Source organism: Skermanella rosea (assembly GCF_016806835.2).
Lineage (GTDB): Bacteria > Pseudomonadota > Alphaproteobacteria > Azospirillales > Azospirillaceae > Skermanella > Skermanella rosea.
The window spans coordinates 495699-522551 of record NZ_CP086111.1 but is presented as its reverse complement, the minus strand read 5'-3'; the positions used below and the strand labels follow the sequence as shown (position 1 = coordinate 522551).

Below are 26853 nucleotides of genomic sequence, written 5' to 3'. Positions count from 1 at the left end.
CATGCCCCAGCTTCTGATCGAACTGTTCTCCGAGGATATCCCGGCCCGCATGCAAGCTCGCGCGGCCGAGGATCTCCAGCGTCTCATCACCGCCAAGCTGGAGGCCGCCGGCCTGACGGCCGCCGCGAGCGAGGCCCACTCGACCCCGCGCCGGCTGGCGCTGGTGGTGGAAGGTCTGGCGGAGCGCACCGCCGACGTCCGGGAGGAACGCAAGGGACCGCGCGTCGGCTCGCCCGAGCAGGCGGTCGCCGGGTTCCTTCGGGGCGCCGGCCTGTCCAGCCTGGACCAGTGCGAGCAGCGCGATACCGGCAAGGGGTCGTTCTGGTTCGCCGTGGTGGAGAAGCCCGGCCGCGCCACCGCCGAGGTGCTGCCCGACCTGATCGCGGAGACCATCCGCGAGCTGCCCTGGCCCAAGAGCATGCGCTGGGCCACCGGCGGCTTCCGCTGGGTCCGTCCGCTGCACCATGTCCTGGCGGTATTCGACGGCAAGGCGGTCGAGGGGTCGTTCGACCTCGGCGGCGGGCTTGGGGAGCTGACGTTCGTCGACACCACCCGGGGGCACCGCTTCCTCTCGCCCGACGCCGTGGTCGAGGCCGGCAGCTTCGAGCAGTACCGCGAGGGCCTGCGGTCCACCCACGTGATCCTGTCCAGGGACGAGCGCCGGGCGAAGATCGCGTCCGACGCGGCGGAGGCCGCGGGTGCCCACGGCCTCGTGGTGGCGCCGGACGAGGGATTGCTGGACGAGGTCACCGGGCTGGTCGAGTGGCCGGTCGTGCTGAGCGGCGCCATCGACCAGCAGTTCATGGACGTCCCGCCGGAGGTGCTGACCACCTCCATGCGGACCCACCAGAAATATTTCGCCACGACCGACGCGACCGGCGCGCTGGCGCCGCGCTTCGTGGTGGTCGCCAACATGGTCACGTCCGACGGCGGGGCCGCGGTGATCGCCGGCAACGAGCGCGTCCTGCGCGCCCGGCTGTCCGACGCCAAGTTCTTCTGGGAGCAGGACCGCAAGGTCAGGCTGGAGGAGCGGGTCCCGGCGCTCGAGTCGGTGATCTTCCACGCCCGGCTCGGCACCGTCGCGGAGAAGGTCAACCGGCTGGAGACCCTGGCCGCCGAGTTGGCAGCCTTCGTGCCGGGCTGCGATCCCGATCGGGCGCGGCTGGCCGCCCGGCTCGCCAAGGCCGACCTGGTGTCCGGCATGGTCGGGGAGTTCCCGGAGCTCCAAGGCGTCATGGGCCGCTACTACGCGCTGGGCGAGGGGCTGGCTCCCGAGGTCGCCGACGCCGTGGCCGAGCATTACAAGCCGCTGGGCCCCAACGACCGCTGCCCGACGGCGCTGGTCAGCGTCGCCGTGGCCCTGGCCGACAAGCTGGACACCCTGGTCGGGTTCTTCGCGATCGACGAGCGGCCGACCGGCTCCAAGGATCCCTACGCGCTACGGCGCGCTGCGCTCGGCCTGATCCGCCTGATCGTGGACAACGGGCTGCGGCTGGACCTGGGCCGCGTGTTCGACATCGCCCACGGGTTGTACCGGGCCGAGAAGCTGGTGCCGGCCGCCCAGGTCGGGCCGCAGCTGCTGGACTTCTTCGCCGACCGGCTGAAGGTCGTGCTGCGCGACCGGGGCGTCCGCCACGACCTGGTGGACGCCGTGTTCGCGCTCGGCGGAGAGGACGACCTGGTCCGCCTGCTGTCGCGGGTCCAGGCGCTCCAGGGCTTCCTGGGTACCGACGACGGCGCCAACCTGCTGACCGCCTACCGGCGGGCCACCAACATCGTCCGGATCGAGGAAAAGAAGGACGGGACCACCCACGGCGGCGCGCCCGAGGCCGGCCTGCTGGAGCAGCCGGAGGAAAAGGCGCTGTTCCAGGCGCTGGCCGAGGCCGAGCGCGCCGCGGTGCCCCTGCTGGCCACGGAGGATTTCGCCGGCTGCATGGGCGCGCTGGCGGCGCTTCGCGCGCCGGTGGACGCCTTCTTCGACAAGGTGACGGTCAATGCCGACCAGCCCCCCCTCCGAGTAAACCGTCTGCGTCTCCTGAGCCAGATTCCCGCGACCTTGAATCGGATCGCGGATTTCTCCAGGATCGAAGGTTAGGGATCGAGGGACAGGTGCGGCGGTTCGCATATGATGATATGCAAAGCCATGTTCCATCCAACAACTCGCGGAATAGTCCTGGAGCATTTCGCCGGGGTGATTGTTAACCACGGCCAATCCAGTATTTGAGTCCATCACAGGAGTTACCGGGGAGCACCATGGGTAATCAGGTCACAACCCGCTGGGTCTACAGCTTCGGCGACGGCAAGGCCGAAGGCCGGGCGGACATGAAGAACCTGCTCGGCGGCAAGGGCGCCAACCTTGCGGAGATGAGCAATCTGGGCCTGCCCGTGCCGCCCGGCTTCACCGTCACGACCGATGTCTGCACCTATTATTACAAACACGACCGGACCTACCCGTCCGACCTGAAGGACCAGGTCGCGGAGGCGCTGGCCACCGTCGAGCGCAGCATCGGCGCCGGCTTCGGCGATCCCGAGAACCCGCTGTTGGTCTCCGTGCGCTCCGGCGCCCGCGCCTCCATGCCGGGCATGATGGACACCGTGCTGAACCTGGGCCTGACCGACGTGACGGTGCAGGGCTTGGTCAAGCGCAGCGGCGACGCGCGCTTCGCCTATGACAGCTACCGCCGCTTCATCCAGATGTACGGCAACGTCGTGCTGGGCGTTGAGCACCACCACTTCGAGGACATTCTCGAGAACGTCAAGCGCGACCGCGACATCACGCTCGACACCGAGTTGACCGCCGCCGACTGGCAGGCAGTGATCGAGGGCTACAAGCAGGTCGTCCAGCACGAGTTGGGCCGTCCCTTCCCGCAGGACGTCCAGGAGCAGCTGTGGGGCGCGGTCGGCGCGGTGTTCGGCTCCTGGATGAACCAGCGCGCGATCACCTACCGGCGCCTGCACGACATCCCCGCCGAATGGGGCACCGCGGTCAACATCCAGGCCATGGTGTTCGGCAACATGGGCGACGACTGCGCCACCGGCGTGGCGTTCACCCGCAACCCCTCCACCGGCGAGAACGCGTTCTACGGCGAGTACCTGGTCAACGCCCAGGGCGAGGACGTGGTCGCCGGCATCCGCACCCCGCAGCACCTGACCATCGCCGGCAAGCAGGCCAACAAGTCCGACCTGCCGTCCATGGAAGAGGTCATGCCCGAGGTCTTCAAGCAGCTCGACGCCGTGCGCCTGAGGCTGGAAGGCCACTACCGGGACATGCAGGACATCGAGTTCACGGTGCAGCAGAACAAGCTGTACATGCTTCAGACCCGGACCGGCAAGCGCACCGCCGCCGCCGCGCTTAAGATCGCGGTGGACCTGGCGGACGAGGGCGTGATCGACCATGCCGAGGCGATCAAGCGGATCGACCCGGCCTCGCTCGACCAACTCCTGCATCCGACCCTGGACCCCAAGGCCCAGCGCACCGTCATCGCCCGCGGCCTGCCGGCCTCCCCCGGCGCCGCGTCGGGCAAGCTGGTGTTCAGCGCCGACGAGGCCGAGACCCAGGCCCAGCTCGGCGAATCGGTGATCCTGTGCCGGATCGAGACCAGCCCCGAGGACATCCACGGCATGCACGCCGCCCGCGGCATCCTGACCACCCGCGGCGGCATGACCAGCCACGCGGCCGTGGTCGCCCGCGGCATGGGCCGGGCCTGCGTGGCCGGCGCCGGCGACCTGCGGGTCGATTACAAGGCGCAGACCGTCAGCGTCCGCGGCGTCACCATCAAGGCCGGCGACACCGTCACCATCGACGGCTCCACCGGCGAGGTCATGCTGGGCGCCGTCCCGACGATCCAGCCGGAGCTGTCGGGCGACTTCGCCACCCTGATGGGCTGGGCCGACGAGATCCGCCGCATGAAGGTCCGGACCAACGCGGAGACCCCGCTCGACGCCCGCACCGCCCGCAAGTTCGGCGCCGAGGGCATCGGCCTGTCGCGCACCGAGCACATGTTCTTCGACGCCGACCGCATCGTCGCGGTGCGCGAGATGATCCTGGCCGAGACCGAGCAGGGCCGCCGCGCGGCGCTGGCCAAGATCGCCCCGATGCAGCGCCAGGACTTCGTCGAGCTGTTCACCATCATGAAGGGCCTGCCGGTCACCATCCGCCTGCTCGACCCGCCGCTGCACGAGTTCCTGCCGAACTCCGACGCGGAGATGGAGGAGGTCGCCAAGGCGGCGGGCACCGACATCCTGAAGGTGCGGCACCGGGCGTCGCAGCTCCACGAGTCGAACCCGATGCTCGGCCACCGCGGCTGCCGTCTCGGCATCTCCTTCCCGGAGATCTACGAGATGCAGGCCCGCTCGATCTTCGAGGCGGCGGTCCAGGTCTTCAAGGAGTCCGGCGAGACCGTGATCCCCGAGATCATGATCCCGCTGATCGGCACCCGGAAGGAGTTCGACATCCTGAAGGCGGTGATCGACAAGGTCGCCAGCGAGGTGATCAGCAGCAGCGGCCGGCAGATCGAATACCTGGTCGGCACCATGATCGAGCTGCCGCGGGCCTGCCTGCGCGCCGGCGAGATCGCGGAGACGGCCGAGTTCTTCAGCTTCGGCACCAACGACCTGACCCAGACCGTCTTCGGCATCAGCCGCGACGACGCCGGCAGCTTCCTGCCGGACTACCAGCGCGGCGGCATCCTGGAGCACGACCCGTTCGTGACCATCGACGTCGAGGGCGTCGGCGAGATGGTGAAGATCGCGGCCGAGCGCGGCCGGGCCACCCGGCCCGACATCAAGCTCGGCATCTGCGGCGAGCATGGCGGCGACCCGGCCTCGGTCCATTTCTGCGAGACCGTCGGCCTCGACTACGTCTCGTGCTCGCCCTACCGCGTTCCGATCGCCCGGCTGGCGGCGGCGCAGGCGGCGCTGTCGACCGAGCGGACGAACCGGGACTGACCGGCATGCTGGCCAAGCTCCGCGACGCGCTCGCGCGCGGAGAGAAGGCGGCCCTGGCGGCGGCGCTGGCCGGGATCGAGCGCGATCCCGACGGCGCCGCCACCGCGGACCTGCTGGATTCCGCCTACAAGGACCCGATCGCCCACGTGATCGGGCTGACCGGCCCGCCCGGCGTCGGCAAATCGACGCTGACCGGCGCGCTGATCACCGAATACCGCCGGCTGGGCAAGACGGTCGGCTGCATCGCGGTCGATCCGTCGTCCAGGCGCAGCGGCGGCGCCCTGCTGGGCGACCGCACCCGGCTGGGCACCGATCCGGAGGATGCCGGCTGCTTCGTCCGCTCCATGGCGGCGCGCGACCGGCTGGGCGGGCTGGCGGGCCTGACGGTCGCCGCCATGGTGCTGATGCGGGCCGTCTACGACATCGTGCTGATCGAGACGGTGGGCGTCGGCCAGTCGGAGACCGACATCGCCGGGACGGCCGACACGGTCGTGTTCTGCGTCCAGCCCGGCTCGGGCGACAGCCTGCAATTCATGAAGGCCGGCATCGTCGAGATCCCGGATATCGTCGTCGTGACCAAGGCCGACATGGGAGCCGCGGCGGAACGCGCCCGCGCCGACGTCCGCGGCGCGCTCAGCCTCGCCGAGGAGGCGCGCGGCGGCTGGACGGTCCCGGTGCTGGCCCTGTCGGTGCAGCAGCGCCAGGGCGTCGGCGAGCTGATCGCCACCGTGGACGGGCATGCCGCCTGGCTGGCCGAGACCGGGCGCCTGAAGCGCCTGCGCCATGCCCAGGCGCGGAGCTGGCTGGCCGAAGCGGTCCGCGAGCGGTTCGGCCGCGAAGGCATCCGCCGCGCCGGCCCGCTGGACCTGGGACCGGAGGCCGCCCCCTTCGGGGAGCTTCGGGCGGTCGCCCGACGGTTGCTGTTGACCCTGAACTGAGAGACCCCCGGAGCGCTGCTCCGGGGGTCCTCCCAGGTTACGCAAGGTTGTCGGTCCCCCGCGCGTCCCCGGTTCTGCTTAACATTGAAGCTTACTGCGAGCTGCCGCCGCCGGTCGTGGCGCCGGTGCCGCCGGTGCCTCCCGTCATGCCGCCGGCTCCCATGTTGCCCGATTCACCTTCGGCGCCCCGGGTGGTGGCGGTGCTGCCGCTCATGCCGGCGTCGCCGCTGCGGTTCAGGGTGGTCATGGTGTCGCTGTACTGGAATTCCGGCATCGCCTCGACGTCGGCCTGGGTCATGTTCGAGAGGGTCAGGCTTTCCGGTTCCCCGTCATCCTCGGTCTGGACCTGCACCTGGGAGAAATCGACCGAGATCCGCTTCTCGCCGATGCCGAGGAAGCCGCCGCTGGCGATCACCAGCTGCCTTGGCTCGCCCGACGCGGGATCGATGATCACGTCCTCGACGGAGCCGATCTCCTCCCCGTCGCTGCCCACGACATCCTCGCCGATCATCTCCTCGGCGCTGACCGCGCCGGTGGCCGGCATGCCGTCGACGGCGGCGGGCGGAACTGCGGGCGTGGCGGACGGATCAGTGGTCGAAGTGCCCTGAGCGAAGGCGGCGCCCGTCATCAGGGCAATGGCCGAAGCGGCGCCGATCAGTTCCTTACGCATCGAAGAACTCCTCTGGTCTGTTGAACAGTCCGTTTCTTCACCCCTTTCAACATGCCCCGCGGGCAACAATTCCACAGTCGCTACGAAATTCCGTTGCGGCGCCTCAGTAGGCCGCCCAGTCCGGCCGGTGCGGGACGATGCGGGTTTCGCCGGCCAGCAGGGGCAGGCCCTCGGCCCTGGCGCGCTCGACCTCCTCCAGCCGGAGCAGGGCCAGGGCCCGGTCGCCGGTGCCGGTCCTCATCTCCCCCGCCTCCTTGTCGCCCAGCATGACGAGGGCGCCGGGCTCCGGCAGGGGGCCTTCGACGGCGACCGGCATCAGGCGCTTGCGGACCAGCCCGCGGTAGCGGGTCCGGGCCGTCAGCTCCTGCCCCATGTAGCAGCCCTTCTGCCAGGAGATCGCGTTGAGCTCGTCGAGGCCGTTCTCCAGCAGGATCGCCTTGTCGACCAGCATGTCCCGGCTGCCGTCGGGAATCCCCTGCTCCAGCCGGAGCCGCTCGTAGGCGTCGGGCGCCGCCGGCCGGAACCCCCTGCCCTCCAGTGCTTCGGCCTCGGTTCCCCGGGGCAGGATGGCGCGGGCGCCGAGCCCGGGAAGGCGCGGATCGGTGAAGGCGACGCCGTCGCCGAGCGCCGCCGCGGCGCCCGGCTCCGCCGGCAGGCCCAAGGCTTCCAGGGCGCCGCCGCCGAACAGGGCGGTGACCGAGAAGCGGGCGCTCTCGTCCTCCAGCGCGACCTTGGAGCGCAGCTTGTACATCTTGAGCCGCCGCTGGAGGTCGGCCAGCCGTTCCGCCTCGCAGTCCAGCAGGAGCCTGTCCCCGAGGGCGGCGATGAAGAAGTCGTGCAGGAACTTGCCCTGCGGCGTCAGCAGGGCGGAATAGACGGCGCGCGCGGGGCCGACGGGGGTGACGTCGTTGGTCACCAGCCCCTGGAGGAAGGCGGTGCGGTCGGCGTCGCCGATCGCCAGGATGCCGCGCGGGGCCAGGGTGACGTAGGAAGGATTCATGGCTCGGCTCCACCGGCGGTCGAGGGAAGGGGCTATCGCGATCCGAAATCATCACGTATTGACGTGCGGCGCCTTTGGCAAGGTGGCTTCTTGGCGCGGCACGGGGACTTCGGGGGCATGTCTTGCGCATTCTGTTCATCGGCAACAGCCGCATCGGCGACTTCATCCTGTCCAGCGGACTGCTGGCATACCTGATCGAGCGCCACCCCGACTCCCGGATGACCGTCGTGTGCGGGCGGATCGTGGCGCCGCTGCTCGCCGAGACGCCGTGCATCGAGCGCGTGATCGTGATGGAGAAGCGCAAGCACCACCGCCACTGGCTGGACCTGTGGCTGACCACGGTCGGCACCCGCTGGGACCTGGTGGTCGACCTGCGGAACTCCGCCGTGTCCCGCGCGCTGGCGGCGCGCGAGGTGCGCCGGGTCGGCCGGGCGAAGGGCCTGCGGCTCCACCGGGTGGAGGAGATCGGCCGGGTCCTGGACCTGGACCCGCCGCCCGATCCCCGACTGTGGATCGGAGGCGCCGACCACGCCGCGGCGGCCGGGCTGGTGCCCGACGGCCCGCCGGTGCTGGCGCTGGGTCCGGGCTCGACCCACGAGCACAAGCGCTGGCCGTCGGAGCGGTTCGCGGAACTGGCGCGGCGCCTGACCGGCCCTGGCGGCATCCTGCCCGGCGGCAGGGTCGCGGTGATCGGATCCCCCGCGGAGCGCGCCCAGGCGGAGCCGGTGCTGGCGGCGGTCGATCCCGAGCGCCGGATCGACCTGATGAGCAACACGCCGCTGCTGGTCGCCGCGGCCTGCCTTCAGCGCTGCGCGCTGTATGTCGGGAACGACGGCGGCCAGATGCACCTGTCGGCGGCGGCCGGGGTGCCGACCGTGGGGCTGTTCGGCCCGACCCCGGCCCATCACTACCGCCCGTGGGGAAAGCATGCGGACTATGCGCAGGCGCCCGAGCCGTTCGAGACCCTGTCGGCGAAGATCCCGGAGGCGATGCGCGAAGGGGTGTCGCTGATGGGCGGCCTGACGGTGGACGCGGTCGAGGCGACGGTGCGCCGGCTGTGGGACACGGTCCGTGCCTGAGTGGCGGGCGGGCTCCGGCTGTGCTAGGAAGCGGACGGAACGATAGTGGCAACCTCGCAGGAATGACGCGATGGCTATCCTGATTGAAGTGGCTCCCGGCGAGCTGATCGACAAGCTGACGATCCTGGAGATCAAGAAGGCCAACATCGGCGACCCCGCCAAGCTGCGCAACGTCGAGCACGAGTACGACGTGCTGTCGCGCGTGCTGGCGGAGCAGGTGCCGCCGAGCGGGGACCTGACCGCCCTGACCGCCGAGCTGAAGGCGATCAACGAGAGCCTGTGGAAGATCGAGGACGACATCCGCGACCTGGAGCGGGCGCGCGACTTCGGCCCGGCCTTCATCGAGCTGGCCCGCGCCGTCTACCACACCAACGACCGGCGGGCGGCGGTCAAGCGCCGGATCAACGAGCTGCTGGACAGCCCGATCCTGGAAGAGAAATCCTACGCCGCGTACTGAGCGGCCGGGCGGGATCATGCTTTGGCCACGACCATGAACCGGCGACCGGACCGGCCGCCCCCCGACAGCGTCGCCGTCTTCAGCTATGAGGAGATCATCGGCGACGGGCTGTACAAGCTGCCCTTCGTGCGAATGGTGCGCGCGGCCTATCCGTCGGCGCGGATCACCTGGATCACGACGCGCAAGACGGTCTATGCCGGCCGGCTCCAGCCGCTGATGGACGGGCTGATCGACGAGTTCCGCCAGGACAGCGGGATCGGCGCGGGCATGGCCGGACTGCTGAAGCCCCTGCCCTTCCGCGAGCGGTTCGGCGTGATCATCGACACCCAGACGACCCTGTGGCGCACCCTGACCATCCGGCGGATGCCGCACGACCTGTTCGTGTCCGGCGCCCTGGGCTTCCGGCTGTCGGACGCCAAGCCGCCGCCCAGCCAGATCCGCCCGCCGCACATGGTGGACCGGCTGGCGGACCTGCTGAGGCTGGCCGCCGGCTCGGTGCCGAAGGTGGAGGCCGGCTTGCGCCTGCCCGAGCCGCTGGTCGCGAAGGCCGAGGCGGCGCTGCCGCCGGGTCCCCGTTATGTCGGCCTGGCGCCGGGCGCCGGCAAGCGGTTCAAATGCTGGCCGCTGGACCGCTTCGTCGCGGTCGCCCGGGCGCAGGTCGAGCGGGGCCGGGTGCCCGTCTTCATCCTGGGCCCCGACGAGCTGGAATGGCTTCCCCAGCTGAGGGAGGCGGTCCCGGAGGCGCTGTTCCCCGAGCAGGACCGGCAGGTCTGGGGCGACGAGTTCACGCCGCTGCGGACCATCGCGCTGGCGCGCCGCTTCGCCGCCGCGGTCGCCAACGACAGCGGCGTCAGCCACATGTTCGGCGCCGCCGACATACCTTTGGTTACCCTTTTCGGACCGACGCCGGCGACGAAGTTCCAACCGAAGGTAACCTCGGGCGGCGCCGTCACGGCGCAAGAGTTCGGGGGGCGTGACATGACCGCTATTCCGGCGCAAGCCGTGATCGAAAGGCTGGATCGTCTTGCGATACACCCTATCGATCACGGCTCCTATTCGAAAAAATCCTGAAATTCTCCTGCTTATGCTGCATTGTGTCAAACAGACACGGTGTCAAACGGACACGGACAAGCTGAGATCATGCCCCCCATCAACAGTGCCCCGACCATCCATCCCGTTCTGCTTTCCGGCGGCTCCGGATCGCGCCTCTGGCCGATCTCGCGGGAAAGCTATCCGAAGCAGCTGCTGCCGCTGGTCGGCGAGCGGACCATGCTCCAGGACACCGTGGGCCGCGTCGCGGGCGAGGGTTTCGCGCCGCCGCTGGTGATCTGCAACGACGAGCACCGGTTCGTGATCGCGGAACAGCTCCGCCAGATCGCGGTCACGCCGTCCGCCATCGCGCTGGAGCCGACCGGCCGCAACACCGCCCCCGCGGCGGCCGTGGCGGCACTGCTCATCGCCGAGCAGGACCCCGACGGTCTGCTTCTGCTGCTGCCGGCCGACCACGTGATCCGCGACGCCGAGGCGTTCCACGCGGCGGTGGCCGCCGCCGCGAGCGCCGCCGCCGCCGGCAACCTGGTCACCTTCGGCATCACGCCGACCGCGCCGGAGACCGGCTATGGCTATATCCGCCAGGGCGCCGAGCTGACCGGCCACGGGGGCGTGTTCCAGGTCGACGCCTTCGTGGAGAAGCCGGGCATCGGCAAGGCCGCCGACATGCTGGCCGCGGGCGGGCATTTCTGGAACGGCGGCATGTTCCTGTTCTCCGCCGCCAAGCTGCTGGCCGAAATGGAGAAGTTCGAACCCGCCATCGTCGCCGCCTGCCGCGAGGCGATCGCCAAGGGCTCCCGCGACCTGGACTTCTTCCGCCTGGACCCGGAAGCCTTCGGCAAGGCCCCCAGCATCTCCATCGACTATGCCGTGATGGAGCGGACCGACGCCGCCGTGGTGGTTCCCGCCACGATCGGCTGGACCGACGTGGGCGCCTGGTCGGCGCTGTGGGACATCGGCGCCAAGGACGAGAACGGCAACGTGTTCGTCGGCGACGTGATGACCGAGGACGCGCGCAACTGCTATGTCCGGTCCGAGGGCGTGCTGACCGCCGTGGTCGGGCTCGACGACGTGGTGGTGGTCGCGACCGACGACGCCATCCTGGTGGCCAGCCGCGACAAGGTGCAGGACATCAAGAAGGTGGTCGAGCGGCTGAAGAAGGAAGGCCGGCCGGAGGCGAAGATCCACAGCCGGGTCCACCGCCCGTGGGGCTTCTACCAGTGCCTGCACGAGGGCGAGCGGTTCCAGGTCAAGCGCCTGACGGTCAAGCCCGGCGCCACGCTGTCGTTGCAGAAGCATTATCACCGGGCGGAGCACTGGGTCGTGGTCAACGGCACGGCGCTGGTCACCCGGGATTCCGACCAGGTTCTGCTGCGCGAGAACGAGTCGATCTACATCCCGCTGGGCGCCGTCCACCGGCTGGAGAACCCGGGCAAGGTGACGCTGAACCTGATCGAGGTGCAGTCGGGGTCGTACCTGGGCGAGGACGACATCGTCCGCCTGACCGACACCTACGGCCGGGCCTGACCGGGAACGGGCCGGGAGGTTCGGGACGGAAGGTGACGCCGGCGGCGCGGCCGGAAGGTCGATGCGCGGTGCCGGCGCCCGCCTTCGGGCGAACGCCGGGCTATGCGCGGCGGGCACCGGCGGCTACCGGCATCGGCAGGGATACCGGCATGAGGGCCGCGTGCGAGGTGGCGGCGGCCAGGGTGTCGCCGAAACGGCGGCCCTCCCCGGCGCGAGGGTCACTATGCCGGGTCACTATCTTCGGCCTCATCCCCGGCTTCGCCGCGGAGGACGGGGGTAAGGCGGGCGAGACGGCTTTGGGGAGGTCGCGGCAGCCATCGCGGCGGTGATCGTCGTCCTCGGCCGGGTCGAAGTCGAGCCGCTCCAGGTCGGCGTCAGGATGGGGGACTTGGGCTACGAAGTGGTGCGGGATGCGCCTGTCCTGGATGACGCCGCGCAGCTTGAGGCGTAGCTCGACCGCGCGGAAGGCCAGGGACAGCGACTTCTTCTCCATCGCCTCGGCGATGATGGCCTTGACCGTTTCGGCGGCTTCCTCCAGGTCGGCCTGGACACCGGAACTGCGGGACGCCCGGAGCTGGTCGATCCGGATGCGGATCTCCGGCTGGGTCATCAGGTAGGCGCCGCGCTGCTTGGCGCCCTTGGGGGAGTAGCCGGCGCGACGCGCGGCCTCCGCTCCGCCGACATTGGCGGCCATGGCCTGGCAGAACGCCTCCTGCCGCGGGGTCAGGGTGATGACCGGAACCGGGGCCGTGGGCTGAATGGCAGGATGGATGGCGGGCTGGGCGGCGGCCTGGGCGGCGGCCTGGGCGGCGGAGTTGGCAGTGGAGTGGAGGTCGTCGGCATGGCGCTGGCCTTCGGCGCTGGAGGGAGCATGCCTTGTATTTTATGTTCATTGCCAGAACATAACAAGAACAAACTCCTCCGCACGGGCCAATCGTAGGACTGTCGTCCCGGCCTGACGTCACTTGTGGATCGGATCGACCCAGGCGACGGTTTCGGGCTGTTCCACCATGGGAATGTCCAGGTTGACGACGACGGCTTCCTGGTCGCTGCGGACCAGGACGCATTCCAGCGGTTCGTCGGCGCTGGCGTTGATCTCCTGGTGGGGGACGAAGGGCGGGACATAGATGAAGTCGCCCGGCCCGGCCTCCGCCGTGTATTCCAGCGCCTCGCCCCAGCGCATGCGGGCGCGCCCGCGCACCACGTAGATGACGCTTTCCAGCTCGCCATGATGGTGGGCGCCGGTCTTGGCGTCGGGATGGATCGTGACCGTCCCGGCCCACAGCTTCTGCGCCCCGACGCGGGCGTGGTTGATGGCGGCCGCCCGGTTCATGCCGGGCGTCTGCGGCGTGTTGGTGTCGAGCTGGTCGCCGCGCACGACGCGGACGCCGTGCTCCCGCCAGTCGGTCCCGTGCCGGTCACCCCCGTTCCGCTCGGTCATGGCTGGGTTCCCTCCCCTTCTCCGGTTCCGGTCAGGCCGCGTAGACGTCGCGGTAGAGGCTGACGATCTCCTCCGCGGTCGGCACGCGCGGGTTGTTGGCCGGCGAGCCGGAGCCCAGCGCCTGCTCCGCCATCAGGGGCAGGATCGACATGAACCGGCTCTCGTCGATGCCGTAGGCCTGCGGGGTCGGCACCTTGAGGTCGGCGTTGAGGGAGACGAGGGCGCCCAGCAGGGCGATGCCGGCCTGCTCGTCGTCGGTGTCGGGCGCGCAGGCCCCCATGGCGCGGGCGCAGTCGGCATAGCGGGCCGTCGCCGTGGGGAGGGAGAAGGCGGTGACCGCCGGCAGCAGCATGGCGTTGGACAGGCCGTGCGGCACGTGGAAATGGGCGCCGATCGGGCGGCTCATGCCGTGGACCAGGGCGACCGAGGCGTTGCTGAAGGCGATGCCGGCCTGGTTGGCCGCCAGCATCATCCCCTCGCGGGCTTCGCGGTTGTCCGGCTCGAAGCAGGCGGTGCGAAGGTGCTTCGCGACGCGGGCCATGGCGGCCAAGGCCATGCTGTCGGAGAACGGGTTGGCCTTGCGGCTGACATAGGCCTCGATCGCGTGGGTCAGCGTGTCGATGCCGGTATCGGCGGTCAGGCGGAAGGGGCAGGTCAGCGTCAGCTCGTAATCGACGATGGCGCCCTGGGGGATCACGCCGTTGCCGGCGATCAGCATCTTCTCGTCGGTCTCGGTATCGGTGATGACGGTGAACTTGGTCACCTCCGACCCGGTCCCGGCGGTGGTCGGGATGGCGAGCAGCGGCACGCCCTCGTTGGGGATCGGATTGGGCACCTTGTAGTCGCGCATGCGGCCGGGATTGGCGGCCAGGACGCCCATGGCCTTGGCGGTGTCGATCGGCGAGCCGCCGCCCAGCGCGATCATCCCGTCGAACCCGCCGCCGGAGAGCATGCGGGCACCGGCATCGACCACGTCGGTGGTGGGATCGGGCACGGTGTCGGCGAACACCTCGAACGGAATGCCGGCCGCCTTCAGCGGATCGGTCAGCCGGGCGATCGCCCCGCTGTCGCGCATGAAGGGATCGGTCACGATCAGCGGGCGCCGGATGCCCAGGCGACCCAGCATATCGGCGACCTGGCCGATGGAGCCGCCGCCGATCAGCATCAGCTTGGGCATGGCGATGGTGGCGATCATGTCGTGCGTTCCTCCCGCGACTTTTTGTCCTGTCTGGAGGTATTTGTACGACGGGGGTCGGGGCGGGGCAACCGGCAGTCGGTGGATCGTTCGGGCGGGGGGGGGGGGGGGTGGGAGGGGTTGAGAGTGGCGGACGCGGGGCCTAGCTGTGGGACGATGTGCGGGCAGAGCACGGCGAGGGTGTCAGCCGCAGGTGATACGGGAAATTAACAACTTTCGGCCATTGATCCTTATGGACCGGCTGAAGCCCCAAGCACGGATGATTGCTTCTGAACCATCCCAGACACGACACTAAGATCTTTCTCTGATAAGTTGAGAAACATCAGCAGCGCGGTTTCTTTTTTTGGGAGAACTCAGCTCACGCGATAAAATCCGGCCATTCTAAATCTAAAAAAATTTCATCGATGTTGCGAAACTACCATGCAATGTGCTTCCCTCTAGAGTAAATTTTTTTGGGGTGCTCAGCACGATGAATCTGCCCGCAACGGTTACAATTGAAGCCGGCACATCCATCCTATTCTTGGGCGCTGGCTTTTCCGCCGAAGCCACGAACACCAATGATGAAGACATCAAGGACGTCACAGCGCTGATCAGCTATCTGCTCGGCAAAGTAGATATCACTTCGTCGGATGGATATGATCTGGACACTGCGGCGGAGGAATTCCAAAAAGTCCACGGCGACGAGGCAACCGTCATTGCCTTGCATTCGAACTTCCGGACCAAAGCATATTCGGACGATCAAGCGACCATCGTCACCCAGCCTTGGAGAAGGATATACACGACCAACTACGACGACGTCATCGAGACGATCTGCGCGGACAACCGCAAGCCAGTCACGACGCATGGTGCGAACGACCCGGTAAGCCAGCCAATACCCGGGACGACCCAACTCCTGCACATTTATGGCAACATAGGCAGAGCGTCGGCCCACGAGTTCGCGGCAACATTCCTGTTAACGGAGCGGCAGCGGGATAACTCTCCCTTTCTGAAATCTCCGTGGATGCGCGCCTTCCACGACGACGTGCTCGCTGCTTCAAGCGTCATCTTCGTCGGGTTCTCGCTGACTGATATCGACATCCGCAGACTTCTTGGTCTCATGCCTCCCGAAGTCCTGCGAAAGATCCACTTTGTGAACCGCCCCAGCACGAAGCAGCCGATCCTTACGCGCATGAACAAGTTTGGAACGGCGCATCCCATCGGACTTTCGGCCTTGGCCACCCATTTGGGAACGAAGCGGCCAGGAGAACCCGTCAAATCCTACACGGCGCTTCCCGTCGCTATGCAGGAGATATTCTTTACCCCAAAGGTTACGGCATCTATCTCGGCGCCCGACATCGAACGTCTTCTTATCGCCGGGTCGCTGGATTTGGACAAACTGTCGCAAGCCGATATTTCCGGCGAACTAGGATCGTATACAATATCGCGTAGCCGACGAGCTTATGCTCGCGCCGGCAATCATGCATCCGGTAATATTCCCATCCTGGTTAACAGTGACATCGGTAATGGCAAGACAGTTTTTTCGTACCAGATTGGATATTTATACGCCCAGAAGAACTACCGCGTCTTTAAATTCCAGCGAGAGCCAAACAATATTGGCGACGTTCTTGCCTATCTGCAAGCACTGGACGAGCCCGCGCTGCTAATCTTCGACGATGTCATGCGGTTCCCCAAACTGCCGACTGCGATCTTAAGAATGAGGAAAAGCAGCATTGTTGTCCTGGCCACCGTTCGAACGATCTTCCTCGACACATCGGCTTCCGCGGTGAAATCTCGCCTCGCGGACGTGACATCCATCGAAATCGACCTCGACAGCCCGCTACGCGACGAGACGCAGCGAATGGTTGAGTACCTCACTGTCAACGGCCTCCTTGGGAACTATTCGGACCTTTCAACCTCAGAAAAGCTGCACTTTGTGGAGCGCACCTGCGGCGGCCAGCTGCGTGATATCGTCCTTAGCCTTTACGAGACGGGCGCCCTGCACAGCAGGGTGGAAGAGCTTCTGGTCAATATCCAGAAACTCGACAAGGGCGCGCAGCACATCATTATTTTCAGTGCGGTCCTGACCCAGGCGGGATACCAGGATCTGTCACAGGTCTGGCTCCTCTCCGAATTGCTCGATTATTCCGGCGCTTTCGAGGACCTGAGGGCCTCATTAAACGAGCACGAACTCGGCAGTCTCGTTCTGATCGACAAAGGCGATGTCAGCATTCGGTCTACGGCACTGGCTGAATTCATCCTCAAGCGTGTCTTCAATCTTGAAACCATCCTTGCCGTAGTGAAGCGTGGACTGATCTCGGTCCACAACCATTTCGCCAGCGAGCATGATCTTGTTAAGATGGCAAAAGGACTTTTGAAATTCTCGGTTTATGGACGGATTATCAAAAGCGACCGTGAAAACCCGATCATCGAAAAGTTCTATGACGACTGTCGATTACTGTCATTTGCCGCTGACGATCCGTTGTTCTGGGTTCAGCGGTCAATATGCACCATGAACAACGGGCAGTTTGACATTTCGTTCCGCTTCATCGAAAACGCCTATGGCTTGGCCCGGCGTCGTACGAATTGGGACACCTATCAGATCGACAATCACAAGGCTCGGGTGCTGTTGACGCAGTCACGGGAGACTGGCGTCAGCGCGGATGGCAGCCGCGAACAAGATGCCATATCATTGCTGCAGTTGGTGTTGACGAGGAAAAATGACGATCTCTATCACCCGCTTTCCGTAATGCGGATTTATGCGGAAATCGTAGATAGGCATTCGCATACCTTAAGTCAAGAACAGAAGAAATCCCTGAAGAAAATTATCGAGGCTGCTATTCGCAGCATTGCGAATTTCAAGCACCTTGACCGCTTTAGGAACCTTCCCGAATTGCGAAATCGGCTCGCAGGTGCGGTCAAAGCACTCACTTGATGTGAGCATAGAGACCATTATTAGTTATCACCCTATTCACTTGACTGCACAGAACCTCGAAAATAGTACAAGAAAGCTCAAACCTAAATCTTTGTGCTTGAATTCAGCGGGTTTGAGATAGTGCGCCCAGTGTGCGGGGTGAGCACCAACCTCTGGGTACCGCTGGAGTGTCCGCTCCTGCGGAAAGCTGACATTTCGCGGACATGACCTTACCCACTAACAGTTCAAGTTTTCCCCAACCCTTAATCATGCACTTCCCCCGCTTCGGGAAAGAGGCCAACCGCTTTCAGCCAGCCTACTCGGCGGCCTGGTCGTGCCGCATTCCCTGCTACGAACCCTTCATTTCGCTCCGAACCTCCTCGGCCGTGGCCTTGCGGTTCTTCACGGAACTGGTTCACTGACCTCACACCGTGGGGTCGATCTTGTCGCCGTTGTTGCCCAGGTTCTGGAGCCGGTGCTTGTCCTCGTCGATCAGCACCTGCTTGGGCGGCGGCGGCAAGTTGCAGACGTCGTCGGCGGTGATGCCGAGCACTTCGCCGACGCGGCGGCCATAATCGTCATGGACCAGGAAGAAGTGCCAGATCATCCGTTCCTGGACGTCGCGTTCGCACTGGCCCAGCAGCGTGCCCATGTTCAGGATCAGGTCGTCTCGTTCCCAGTCCATCATGGTGTCGAATCGGCCGCGCGCATGGACAGAGCCGTTGCGGCGCTCCAGCAGGTTCAACGTCATGACGCTGGCATGGCGAAGCGGGAAGCCGTCAGGGCGAATCCTGGTATCGTCCAGCGGGTCACAGTACAGCTCGGATGTAGCCGGCCGGACTACCCGTGGCGGCCGGCCAGTTTTTTTCCTCTGCCTATCGGCAAGGATGGGTAGAGCGGGGCGACCCCGACAAAGCCGAAGCGCCCGTTCATTGATCCATTGCAAACTTGCCGCCCCCGAGATCATATGGAGCATGATCGCGGCGTCCCCTTCGAGCGAATGTCCCGATAAGCAGAACATGCGCAGACGGTTTTTGACTGGATCGGCGATGGCGCAGGCAACACAAAAGCCGGGTGACCGGAAGTGCGAAGTCCGCTTCACCAGCAATGCGCTTCACGCCTTAAGGCTGAGGAACATCAGCGAGGCGGATGTGCTGCAGGCCCTGTCGGAGGGTTCCGTAAGTCGGGTGGACGACAAGAGCGGCCATACGGTTCTCCGCATGGGTGATGTTCGTATCGTGACCCAAGGAGATGGCGCTTCGATAACCGTGCTTACGGCGATGCGCACGAGCGAATTTCCCAATCATGCCGAACAGGCTTTTGATCGAGACGAGACTTGATTTTGCCCGCGCAGAAAAAGAGTTGGATGAATACAAGGCTTGGCTCGACCAGAATGCCGAGTTTCCGGAGAACAGGGTCGTCACGGAACTGAAGGCGCGCAAGGATCTTTGCTTGTTGATACAACTCGCGGCTGGAAAGGGACAGCCGGACCGGTATAAGCACGAGTTTATGCTTCAGGGTGCCTTTCGAGGCGACCTCGTGGTGGGGTCGGCAAAAGCCAAGCATTTCGTGCTGGTCGAGTTCGACGGCGGATCACCCAACAGCATCTTCAGTCGAAAAAAGGGCTCCGCCCAACTCAGGGATTGGGGGGGGCGAGCTTCAGCACGCCTTTAGCCAGGTTTCCGATTGGAGGTGGGCCACGAACGACAATCAGCACAGCAACTTGTACAAGAATGTGTTCGGGTCGGACTATGTTTCAGAGACCTGTCTGACGGTTTGCGGACGAAGCAGCTTCCTGGGACCGACCGACAGCTCACGGCTGCATTGGCGAAGCGAAAAGACGACGATCGCCGCATGCCCGATCCGATTCTGGACGTACGACGACCTGTACACGGAAATCTTCGCCGCGCTCGACGTCTGGCGAGCCATCCGTGCCGAGCAGTTCGCGGCGCAGGATAGCCGGTTGGCGGAGAAATCTTCCTGAGGGCGGCGGCGGTCCCGCCGTCACGCCAGCTCGCGAAGCGCCGCCCGCACGCGGACGAACTCCGCCTGGATGTCCTTCACCCGCCGGTATCCCTCCTCGGCCAGCTCGTCGCGCGACAGGTCGCGGCAGGACAGCAGCAGGCGCACCATGGGTGCCGCGCCGACATAGGACGCGCTGCTGCGCAAGGAATGCGCATGGTCCTTGAAGGCGTGGAGGTCGCCGGACGCCCAGGCGTGCTCCAGCTCGCCGACCAGTTCCTCGGCGTCGCTCAGGAACTCGCGGGCAATCTGGGCCAGGAACGCCGGGTCGTCGTCGACCGACCGCAGCTTGTCCAGCGCCGCGGTGTCGATGCTCGGCTCGTCCTGGCCCTGCGCTTGTCCCGGCGCCGGTTCCGTCCCGCTCCGAAGGGCCGCGGGACCGGTCGCGGCGGCGGAAACGGCCCAGACCGGAACCGGCGCGGCGGCCTGGGTCCCGCCGTCGACCAGCCGGGCGATGGTCGCGAACAGCGCGCCGGGATCGACCGGCTTGGTCAGGAAAGCGTCCATGCCGGCTTCCGCGCACTGGCGCCGCGCCGCCTCGGTCGCCTCCGCGGTCAGCGCCACGATCGGCAGGTGCGGCCGGTCGGTATGGGTGAAGCGGTACATCCGGGCGACGTCCAGGCCGCTGACCGCCGGCATGTTCATGTCCATCAGGACGATGTCGAACCGGCTGCGGTCCAGCAGGTCCAGCGCCTCGTCCCCGTCGGCGGCGAAGACGGCCTCGTGCCCCGCCCGCTGGAGGATCTTCTCGATCACCCGCCGGTTGATCGCGTTGTCCTCCGCGACCAGGATGCGGCAGCGCCGCCCTGACGGCGCCGGGTCGCCGCCGCCGGCACCGGACGCGCCGGCGGCCGCCGCGGCCAGCGACCGCGCCGTGTCCAGCGCGCGCCGGACCTGCCCCGGCCCGTCGGAACAGCTCAGCACCAGTTCCGCCCGCCAGCCGCGGGCGCGCCGGGTCGCCTCGAGCGGGGTGGCGCCGACCAGCACCACGACGGCGCGCTCGATGCCGTCGGCGCTTTCCAGCCAGGGCTCCAGCGCGGTGGCCGGATCGTCCAGCGCGTCGCGCGCGATCAGCAGCACGGGAAGCGCCGAGTCGTCCCGAAGCGCCGCGGACAGCCGCGCCCCGGCGTCCACCGCGTCGGCGATGCCGTCCGTTTCCGGGCCCGCCATCCTGCCTTGCGCCCTCTCCTCCTCCAGGGCCGAGCGGATCGCCGCGACCCGGTCCGGCGATCCGGCCGTGACCGGCAGCGGATCGACCGGCAGCGAATCGACCGGCAACGGTTCGACCGGGCAGCCGATTGGTGCCGCCGCGCCGGCGGCCCGGCCGGGGTGCGGGACGGTGAACGGCAGGGTGATCCAGAACTCGCTGCCGCGGTGGAGCTCGCTGGCGACGCCGATGGTGCCGCCCATCAGCTCGACCAGCTGGCGGGAGATCGCCAGCCCCAGGCCGGTACCGCCGTAGCGCCGGTTGATGTCGTCCTCCGCCTGGGTGAAGCGGTCGAAGATGCGGTCCAGGTGCTGCGGCGCGATGCCGATGCCGGTGTCGGAGACGCGGAACTCCAGGACCGCGCCGTGCCCGGCCCGCTCGTGGACGGACCGGGTCACGCGCACCGACAGGGTCACGTCGCCGGTCTCGGTGAACTTGACGGCGTTGGCCATCAGGTTGGTCAGCGCCTGCTGAAGCCGCCTGCCGTCGCCGACCACCGTCCGCGGCACGTCGGCGCCGACCACCAGCCGCAGGGTCAGCCGCTTCGCCCTGGCCTGCCCGCGCAGCATCAGCCGCGTGGCGTGCAGCACGCGGTGCAGGTCGAAGGGGCCGGAATCGATGGTGAGCTTGTCCTCCTCCAGCTGGGAGAAATCCAGCACGTCGGTGATCAGCGACAGCAGCTGCTTGGCCGACGCGTTGACGGTGGCCGCCATCTCGCGCTGCTCGCCGTCCAGCTTCGTCCCCATCATCATGTCGCCCATGCCGATGATCGCGGTCAGCGGCGTGCGCAGCTCGTGGCTGACCGTCGCCAGGAACCGGCCCTTGGCGCGGTTGGCCGCCTCCGCCTGGACCTTGGCCTCGGTGAGCTGCCGGATCAGCCGGGCGACGTAGGCCGGCAGCACCAGCAGCGCCGCCAGCAGGCCGTAGGCGACGTGGGGGATCTCCAGCCAGAACGGCGTGACGTGGATCACCCAGGCGAACCCGGCGGCGCCCAGCACCGCCGACGACATCAGGAAGCGGGGGCCGTAGCGGAAGCCGTTCCCGAAGGTGACCCACAGATAGATCAGGTACCAGGGCGCCGCCATGGCCCCGCCGACATGCAGGAAGGCGCTGACCATCGACATGTCCAGCAGGTTGCCGACCACCCGGCGCGGCACCGACGGCCCCGGTTCCAGCATCAGGTGGACCAGCAGCAGCCAGGACCCGGCGCACACGGTGGGCAGGATCAGCACCGACCGGACCAGGTGGCCGGCGGCCCCCTCGACCAGCACCAGGACCAGCACATAGGCCAGGATCAGGCTGACCAGCAGGATCCGGATGACGATCTGCTCGTGCTCGGTGTCGGTCCGCGAGGCGAACAGCCGGCCGATCGCGGCCAGCCCGGTCCGGAACGCCAGGAAGCCCGCCAGGACCGGCGGCACGGCCAGCGTGACGGCCAGCCCGGCGCCCTCGTACGGCCCCGGCTCCCCGGCCGTGCTCAGCACGAACCCGAACCCGCCGATACCGAAGACGGCGCAGACCAGCAGGATTACGCACCAGGAATGAATCACGCTACGCCGCCCGTCCCTTCGGTCGGTGGCAGCCCGACCGTTCAGTCACCCAAGATTGCAGGCGTGATTGTGGGGTAGCGGCCCGGCGGGCGCAACTGCGCGCCGGGCCAGGGGTGCGGTTATGCTAATCTCCGCGCCATGTTCGAGATCACCTTCCTGGGCACCGCGGCCAGCGTTCCCTCGGCCGGCCGTGGCCTGTCCTCCCTGCTGGTGGAGCATGGCCGCCGGCGCTTCCTGATCGACTGCGGCGAGGGCACCCAGCGCCAGCTGATGGCGAGCGGGCTGGGCTTCCGCCGGCTCGACACCGTCCTGCTGACCCACGGGCACCTGGACCACCTGCTCGGGCTGGGCGGGCTGGCCGGGACGCTGAACCTGTGGCGGAGCACGGAGCGGCTGGCGATCCATGCCGGCCGCGCGCCGCTCCGTCTCGCCCGGCGCCTGCTGGAGGACGTCGTCTGGCCGGACGGCCCGCCCCGACTGGGGCTGGACTGGCGGGAACTGTCGCCCGGCCCCCTGCTGGCCGCGCGCGACCTGACCGTGACCGCCTTCCCGGTCCACCACGTGGCGCCGGACTGCTTCGGCTTCCTGTTCGAGGAGACCCCGCGCCGGCACCTGCTCGCCGACCGGCTGGACGCGCTGGGGGTGCCGGCCGGCGAGGCGCGGGGGCGGCTGGCCCGCGGCGAGGCGGTCGTCCTGCCGGACGGGCGGCGCGTCGAGCCGGGCCAAGTGACGGGTCCCGAGCGGCGCGGCCGCCGGGTCGCGGTGGTCGGCGACGCCGGCAGCACCGCCGGCCTACTGGAGCATGTCCGGGGCGTCGACCTGCTGGTGATCGAGGCCACTTTCCTGGACGCCGACCGGGACAAGGCCGAGGCGCGGAGCCACCTGACCGTCGGCCAGGCGACCGGCCTGGCCCGCGACGCCGGCGTGGGCGAGCTGTGGCTGAACCACCAGTCGGCCCGCTATCCCGCCGGCGCGGTGGAGGCGGAGGCGCGGGCCGGGTTCGGCCGGGTCCGCGTCGCCGCCGACTTCGACCGGGTCGCCGTGGGATGAGCCGGGCGGCCGGGGAACCTCGCCCTGCCGGCGATGTTGTGGGGTGGAGCGCCGGCCCCGCGGGCCGGCCGCGATCGGACGCAACGAGGCAAGGGAGAGCACCATGGCCGACACCACCGTGATGAAGGTCCACTCCGCCGATTCGCCCAAGGGCGAGATGGGCCAGAAATACCTGGCGTCGGGCAAGACCCTGTCGATGCGCCTCTGGGAGGGCGAGCAGCCTTCCGAAGCCGACGCCAAGGAGCCCTCCGCCCGGGACTACGAGACGGTCGGGTACGTGATCTCCGGCAGCGCGGAGCTTCACATCGAGGGCCAGATGGTCAGGCTGGAGCCCGGCGACAGCTGGTCCGTGCCGAAGGGCGCCAAGCATTCCTACAAGATCCTGGAGCCCTTCACCGCGGTCGAGGCGACCAGCCCCCCGGCGCAGGTCCATGGCCGCGAATAGCGGGCCGGGAGAGTTCGGATGAGGATCATCTACAGCTACGAGGGCGAGCGGAACGAGGGGCTCGAAAGCTCCGTCCTGCGCGACATCGGCGAGCGGTTCGGCGAGGCGCGGAGCACCGGCAGCCACTCCGGCGAGGAAGGCCTGACCACCGTGACGCTCGACCTTCCCGCCGGGCAGGACTGGCAGCCGGTGGTCGACGCCCTGGAGCGGCGCGGCGATCTGGTCGAGGTCGCCGGCGAGTCCTTCGGCGAGGGGGCCTGACGGTGGGCAGCCTGACGGCGTTCGGTCCCGCGGGGCTCCTGCTGCTCGCGGCCGCCGGCCTGGCGGGCTGCGGCACGCCGGACGAGCCGCCGGTCCGGCTGCCGGCCGCCGTCACGATCAGCCATCCGGAGGACGGGCGGCCCGAGGATGCGGTCGACGCCCAGGCCGAAGGCCTCTGCCGCCAGTGGGGCCGCGCCGCCTCGGTGGTGGAGCGCTATCGGAACGAGTCCCGCGACAGCAAGGTCTCGGCCTACAACTGCGTCGCCGGGTGAGGGGGCGGGCTGTTCGGGGGCTGGGCGGTCAGGGACGGAAGGTCCGGGCCGCCGCCGCGATCCTCGCCCCGGTGGTCAGCCAGCACAGGGCGCCGAAGCCCCAGGCGAGCCAGGGGAAAGCGTCGGGGAACAGGCACATCGCGGCGAACAGCGCGATCGTCTCGGTCCCCTCGGTGATGCCGCCGATATAATAGAGCGACTTGGCGCCGCGGATCTCCGTCGTGATCCCCCGCTTGGCCGCCAGGATCGCGTAGGCCAGGAACGACGAGCCGGTGCCGACGAAGCTGAACACCAGGAAGGCGGCGGCCAGCGCGTCCTCCGGACGGCCCGCCGCGAAGAAGAACACCACGCCCGAATAGAACAGGAAGTCGCAGACGATATCCAGGTAGCCGCCGAAGTCGGTGGCCCCGGCATGGCGGGCTACCGCGCCGTCCAGGCCGTCCATCGCCCGGTTCAGCAGGATCAGCGCCAGCGCCCAGCCGTAGGCTCCCGCCGCCAGCGCCGGGAAGGACGCCGCCCCCACGGCGAACCCCGCCAGCGTCACGGCGTCGGCGGGAACCCCGCGGCGGGCCAGGGCCGCGCCGGCGCGGTCGAGCGGCGGGTCGATCAGCCGGCGCAGGCGGGCGTCGAGCATCCCGGGCCGGTCAGTCCGCCGGCCGCTCGCCGGCGGCTTCCCCTTCGTCCTCCGGGTCCTGGTGCGCCGCCCCGTGCAGGCGCTCGGCCTCCCGGCGCAGCCGGCGGTACTGCCGCAGGCTGAACGGCAGGCTGGCCAGATAGGCCAGGCCGATCAGGGCCAGGGTCAGCCAGGGCGTGCTGACCAGCATCGCGGCCAGCAGCCCGACCGCGGCCAGCAGCGGGATCACGTATTTCTGCGGGACCCGGATCCCCTTGAACGAGAAGGTCGGCCACTGGCTCACCATCAGCAGGGCGATGGCGGCGGCCCACACGCCCACGAACAGGGGGTGGCCGAACACGGTGGTGCCGGCCTCGAACGAGATCACCAGCGGCAGCAGCACCAGCCCCGCGGCGGCCGGCGCCGGGACCCCGGTGAAGTAGTTGTAGGCGTAGGGCGGCAGGTCCGAGTCGCCCAGCTTGCTGTTGAACCGGGCGAGCCGCAGCGCGGCGCAGACGCTGAAGGCCAGCACCGCGATCCAGCCCGGCGTGCCGGCTCCCGCCAGGACCCACAGGTACAGGGTGATGGCCGGCGCAACGCCGAAGCTGACGACGTCGGACAGGCTGTCCAGCTCCTCGCCGAACCGGCTCTGGCCGTTCAGCAGCCGGGCGATCCTGCCGTCCAGGGCGTCGAACACGGCGGCGATCATGACCGACACCACGGCCGCCTCGAACCTCCCCTGGATCGCGAAGCGCATGGCGGTGACGCCGGCGCACAGCGCCAGCATGGTCAGCATGTTGGGCAGCAGCCGGTTGATCGACAGGCCGCGCAGGCGGGGCGGACGGTTGCGGCGGCGGGCGCGTTCGGGACGGGCGGTCATGTCAGCGCACCTCCCCCAGCCGTGCCGGCTCGGTCGAGTTCAGGTCGGCGATCACGGTCTCTCCCCCTATCGTGGTCTGGCCGACGATCACCTGGGGATGGACGCCGTCGGGCAGGTAGACGTCGGTCCGGCTGCCGAAGCGGATCAGGCCGTAGCGCTCGCCCGCGGCCACCGCCTGCCCCGGCTTCAGGTGGCAGATGATGCGCCGGGCCACCAGCCCGGCGATCTGAACGAAGGCGATCTCCCGCCCGTCGTCCAGCCGCAGCCGGATCGCCATCCGCTCGTTCTCCTCGCTCGCCTTGTCCAGCGCCGCGTTGAGGAAGCGGCCCTTGCGGTACTCCGCCGCCTCGACCGTGCCGGCCGCCGGGGTGCGGTTGACGTGGACGTTGAAGACGTTCAGGAAGATGCTGATGCGCAGGCGCGGCTCGGGGCCCATGCCCAGCTCGGGCGGCGGGACCGCCGGCACGATCATCTGCACCGTCCCGTCGGCCGGGCTGACCAGCAATCCCGGGCGGGCCGGCACGACCCGGTCGGGGTCGCGGAAGAAATAGACGCACCAGGCGGTCAGCAGCGCCCCGATCCAGCCGAGCGGCTGGGCGACGAAGGCCAGGACGGCCGTGGCGGCTGCGAACAGCGCGATGAAGGGCCAACCGGCACGGTTGATCGGAACGACGACGGATTGCAGAGCGGACATGGTCGGAAGCTGGTTCCTGCGCTGGTCTGGATTGGAAAGCGGGCTGGGCGGACACCGATACTTATGACACCGGAGGCCCGATGCAAACCACTTCCGCCGCCGCACCCCGGTGCCTTTACCCGAAATTAAGGCGGAAGGGCCCAGGATGCTCCCCCGGCGGCGCCCTGCGCGGTCCATTTCCACAGCGGAGCGGATAGGATGCAGGCTCTCGTCGAAGTTTCCCAGGCGGCGCTGCCGCTGAGGCTGGGGACCGTCCACGTCACCCCGGACGGCCTGCTCGGCATCGCCACGGCCCCGCCGGCGTCGAACCAGCGCTTCGTGATCGACGACCTGCTGTTCCAGGTTTCCACGACGCCGGTCGGCGACCGCATGCGCTTTCGCATCTGGGCGGAGATCGGCTGGGTTCCCTACACCGCCCAGTCGCCCGAGCGCCGCCGCGACGTGCTGACGATCCTCCGGGCGTCGCAGCACCTGGAACGGGCCTGCTTCGTGCTCGACGACGGCCAGAAGATCCTGGTGATCGGCGAGTCCGAGGCGGAGGAGCATCTCGACGTCACCGGCGTCGTGTTCGAGACCCTGCTGTTCCTCCAGGAGGTGCGGCCCTACCTGCGCATCCTGTCCGACTATCTGTGATCCGGCGGCCTGTGATCCGATGCCCGGCCCCG

Annotated in this window: 26 protein-coding genes; 16 read left to right on the top strand and 10 right to left on the bottom strand. The window is 68.1% G+C overall.

What is annotated here, in order from left to right; genetic code table 11:
• Position 1: 1 nt before the first annotated feature.
• From glyS to meaB, 3 genes are all read left to right on the top strand, one after another.
• Positions 2–2095, top strand: a complete 2094-nt coding sequence (glyS, locus tag JL101_RS02455) for a glycine--tRNA ligase subunit beta (RefSeq protein ID WP_203096930.1) — start codon at positions 2–4, stop codon at positions 2093–2095.
• Between the two features lie 158 nt (positions 2096–2253).
• Positions 2254–4947 (top strand): pyruvate, phosphate dikinase, encoded by a 2694-nt coding sequence (ppdK, locus tag JL101_RS02450; protein ID WP_203096929.1) that lies wholly within the window; start codon positions 2254–2256, stop codon positions 4945–4947.
• Positions 4948–4952: 5 nt separating this feature from the next.
• Entirely contained in the window at positions 4953–5885 is a 933-nt protein-coding gene (meaB, locus tag JL101_RS02445) for a methylmalonyl Co-A mutase-associated GTPase MeaB (RefSeq protein ID WP_203096928.1), read from the top strand.
• A 91-nt stretch (positions 5886–5976) separates the two neighbouring features.
• On the opposite strand, the gene JL101_RS02440 is transcribed toward meaB, so the two are convergent.
• Together JL101_RS02440 and ygfZ are read right to left on the bottom strand one after the other, a co-directional pair.
• Positions 5977–6555 (bottom strand): PRC-barrel domain-containing protein, encoded by a 579-nt coding sequence (locus JL101_RS02440; protein WP_203096927.1) that lies wholly within the window; start codon positions 6553–6555, stop codon positions 5977–5979.
• A 103-nt stretch (positions 6556–6658) separates the two neighbouring features.
• Positions 6659–7555 (bottom strand): CAF17-like 4Fe-4S cluster assembly/insertion protein YgfZ, encoded by an 897-nt coding sequence (ygfZ, locus tag JL101_RS02435; protein ID WP_203096926.1) that lies wholly within the window; start codon positions 7553–7555, stop codon positions 6659–6661.
• A gap of 122 nt (positions 7556–7677) precedes the next feature.
• On the opposite strand from ygfZ, the gene JL101_RS02430 reads away from it, so the two are divergent.
• From JL101_RS02430 to JL101_RS02415, 4 genes are all read left to right on the top strand, one after another.
• Positions 7678–8634: a glycosyltransferase family 9 protein gene (locus tag JL101_RS02430; protein ID WP_203096925.1), complete on the top strand. Its 957-nt coding sequence runs from the start codon at positions 7678–7680 to the stop codon at positions 8632–8634.
• Between the two features lie 70 nt (positions 8635–8704).
• Entirely contained in the window at positions 8705–9091 is a 387-nt protein-coding gene (locus JL101_RS02425) for a DUF6165 family protein (RefSeq protein WP_202683717.1), read from the top strand.
• Positions 9092–9124: 33 nt separating this feature from the next.
• Positions 9125–10162, top strand: coding sequence for a glycosyltransferase family 9 protein (locus JL101_RS02420; protein WP_203096924.1), 1038 nt, complete (start codon positions 9125–9127; stop codon positions 10160–10162).
• 69 nt (positions 10163–10231) lie between these two features.
• Entirely contained in the window at positions 10232–11668 is a 1437-nt protein-coding gene (locus JL101_RS02415) for a mannose-1-phosphate guanylyltransferase/mannose-6-phosphate isomerase (protein WP_203096923.1), read from the top strand.
• A gap of 100 nt (positions 11669–11768) precedes the next feature.
• On the opposite strand, the gene JL101_RS02410 is transcribed toward JL101_RS02415, so the two are convergent.
• The 3 genes from JL101_RS02410 to JL101_RS02400 form a co-directional block, all read right to left on the bottom strand.
• Complete coding sequence (locus tag JL101_RS02410) at positions 11769–12395, bottom strand: terminase small subunit (RefSeq protein WP_228435459.1); 627 nt, start codon at positions 12393–12395, stop codon at positions 11769–11771.
• A 234-nt stretch (positions 12396–12629) separates the two neighbouring features.
• A complete protein-coding gene (locus JL101_RS02405; RefSeq protein ID WP_203096921.1) occupies positions 12630–13109 on the bottom strand; it encodes a cupin domain-containing protein in 480 nt (159 codons plus the stop codon).
• A gap of 31 nt (positions 13110–13140) precedes the next feature.
• Complete coding sequence (locus JL101_RS02400; RefSeq protein WP_202683720.1) at positions 13141–14304, bottom strand: iron-containing alcohol dehydrogenase; 1164 nt, start codon at positions 14302–14304, stop codon at positions 13141–13143.
• Between the two features lie 469 nt (positions 14305–14773).
• Here JL101_RS02400 and JL101_RS02395 point away from each other — a divergent pair, with 469 nt between their 5' ends.
• Positions 14774–17215 carry an SIR2 family protein gene (locus JL101_RS02395; RefSeq protein ID WP_203096920.1) on the top strand — a complete coding sequence of 814 codons (2442 nt, stop codon included), beginning with the start codon at positions 14774–14776 and terminating at the stop codon, positions 17213–17215.
• Positions 17216–17618: 403 nt separating this feature from the next.
• Here the strand turns inward: JL101_RS02395 and JL101_RS02390 are convergent, their stop codons facing one another.
• Complete coding sequence (locus JL101_RS02390; RefSeq protein WP_228435254.1) at positions 17619–17945, bottom strand: catalase-related domain-containing protein; 327 nt, start codon at positions 17943–17945, stop codon at positions 17619–17621.
• A 223-nt stretch (positions 17946–18168) separates the two neighbouring features.
• On the opposite strand from JL101_RS02390, the gene JL101_RS02385 reads away from it, so the two are divergent.
• Genes JL101_RS02385 through JL101_RS02375 form a run of 3 tightly spaced genes read left to right on the top strand, consistent with a single transcriptional unit; the run spans position 18169 to position 19178 of the window.
• Entirely contained in the window at positions 18169–18534 is a 366-nt protein-coding gene (locus JL101_RS02385) for a DUF4258 domain-containing protein (protein ID WP_203096973.1), read from the top strand.
• Positions 18500–18868 carry a hypothetical protein gene (locus JL101_RS02380; RefSeq protein ID WP_203096919.1) on the top strand — a complete coding sequence of 123 codons (369 nt, stop codon included), beginning with the start codon at positions 18500–18502 and terminating at the stop codon, positions 18866–18868. The genes JL101_RS02385 and JL101_RS02380 overlap by 35 nt, the downstream gene beginning before the upstream one ends.
• Positions 18759–19178, top strand: coding sequence for a Shedu anti-phage system protein SduA domain-containing protein (locus JL101_RS02375; RefSeq protein WP_228435458.1), 420 nt, complete (start codon positions 18759–18761; stop codon positions 19176–19178). The genes JL101_RS02380 and JL101_RS02375 overlap by 110 nt, the downstream gene beginning before the upstream one ends.
• A gap of 20 nt (positions 19179–19198) precedes the next feature.
• On the opposite strand, the gene JL101_RS02370 is transcribed toward JL101_RS02375, so the two are convergent.
• Positions 19199–21973 carry an ATP-binding protein gene (locus JL101_RS02370; RefSeq protein WP_203096917.1) on the bottom strand — a complete coding sequence of 925 codons (2775 nt, stop codon included), beginning with the start codon at positions 21971–21973 and terminating at the stop codon, positions 19199–19201.
• 138 nt (positions 21974–22111) lie between these two features.
• Between JL101_RS02370 and JL101_RS02365 the strand changes: the two genes are divergently transcribed.
• The 4 genes from JL101_RS02365 (at position 22112) to JL101_RS02350 (ending at position 24001) form a co-directional block, all read left to right on the top strand.
• Positions 22112–23023, top strand: coding sequence for an MBL fold metallo-hydrolase (locus JL101_RS02365; protein ID WP_203096916.1), 912 nt, complete (start codon positions 22112–22114; stop codon positions 23021–23023).
• A gap of 103 nt (positions 23024–23126) precedes the next feature.
• Positions 23127–23468 (top strand): cupin domain-containing protein, encoded by a 342-nt coding sequence (locus JL101_RS02360; protein WP_203096915.1) that lies wholly within the window; start codon positions 23127–23129, stop codon positions 23466–23468.
• A gap of 18 nt (positions 23469–23486) precedes the next feature.
• Positions 23487–23729, top strand: coding sequence for a hypothetical protein (locus JL101_RS02355; RefSeq protein ID WP_203096914.1), 243 nt, complete (start codon positions 23487–23489; stop codon positions 23727–23729).
• A 2-nt stretch (positions 23730–23731) separates the two neighbouring features.
• Positions 23732–24001, top strand: a complete 270-nt coding sequence (locus JL101_RS02350) for a hypothetical protein (protein WP_203096913.1) — start codon at positions 23732–23734, stop codon at positions 23999–24001.
• A gap of 28 nt (positions 24002–24029) precedes the next feature.
• On the opposite strand, the gene JL101_RS02345 is transcribed toward JL101_RS02350, so the two are convergent.
• Genes JL101_RS02345 through JL101_RS02335 form a run of 3 tightly spaced genes read right to left on the bottom strand, consistent with a single transcriptional unit; the run spans position 24030 to position 26188 of the window.
• Positions 24030–24635, bottom strand: coding sequence for a CDP-alcohol phosphatidyltransferase family protein (locus JL101_RS02345; RefSeq protein ID WP_203096912.1), 606 nt, complete (start codon positions 24633–24635; stop codon positions 24030–24032).
• A gap of 10 nt (positions 24636–24645) precedes the next feature.
• On the bottom strand, positions 24646–25494 hold the full coding sequence (gene pssA / locus JL101_RS02340; RefSeq protein ID WP_203096911.1) for a CDP-diacylglycerol--serine O-phosphatidyltransferase: 849 nt from the start codon (positions 25492–25494) through the stop codon (positions 24646–24648).
• Position 25495: 1 nt separating this feature from the next.
• The gene (locus JL101_RS02335) at positions 25496–26188 is read right to left on the bottom strand and encodes a phosphatidylserine decarboxylase (protein ID WP_228435253.1); all 693 of its coding nucleotides are present in this window, start codon (positions 26186–26188) and stop codon (positions 25496–25498) included.
• A gap of 198 nt (positions 26189–26386) precedes the next feature.
• On the opposite strand from JL101_RS02335, the gene JL101_RS02330 reads away from it, so the two are divergent.
• The gene (locus JL101_RS02330; RefSeq protein WP_203096909.1) at positions 26387–26821 is read left to right on the top strand and encodes a hypothetical protein; all 435 of its coding nucleotides are present in this window, start codon (positions 26387–26389) and stop codon (positions 26819–26821) included.
• Positions 26822–26853 lie beyond the last annotated feature (32 nt).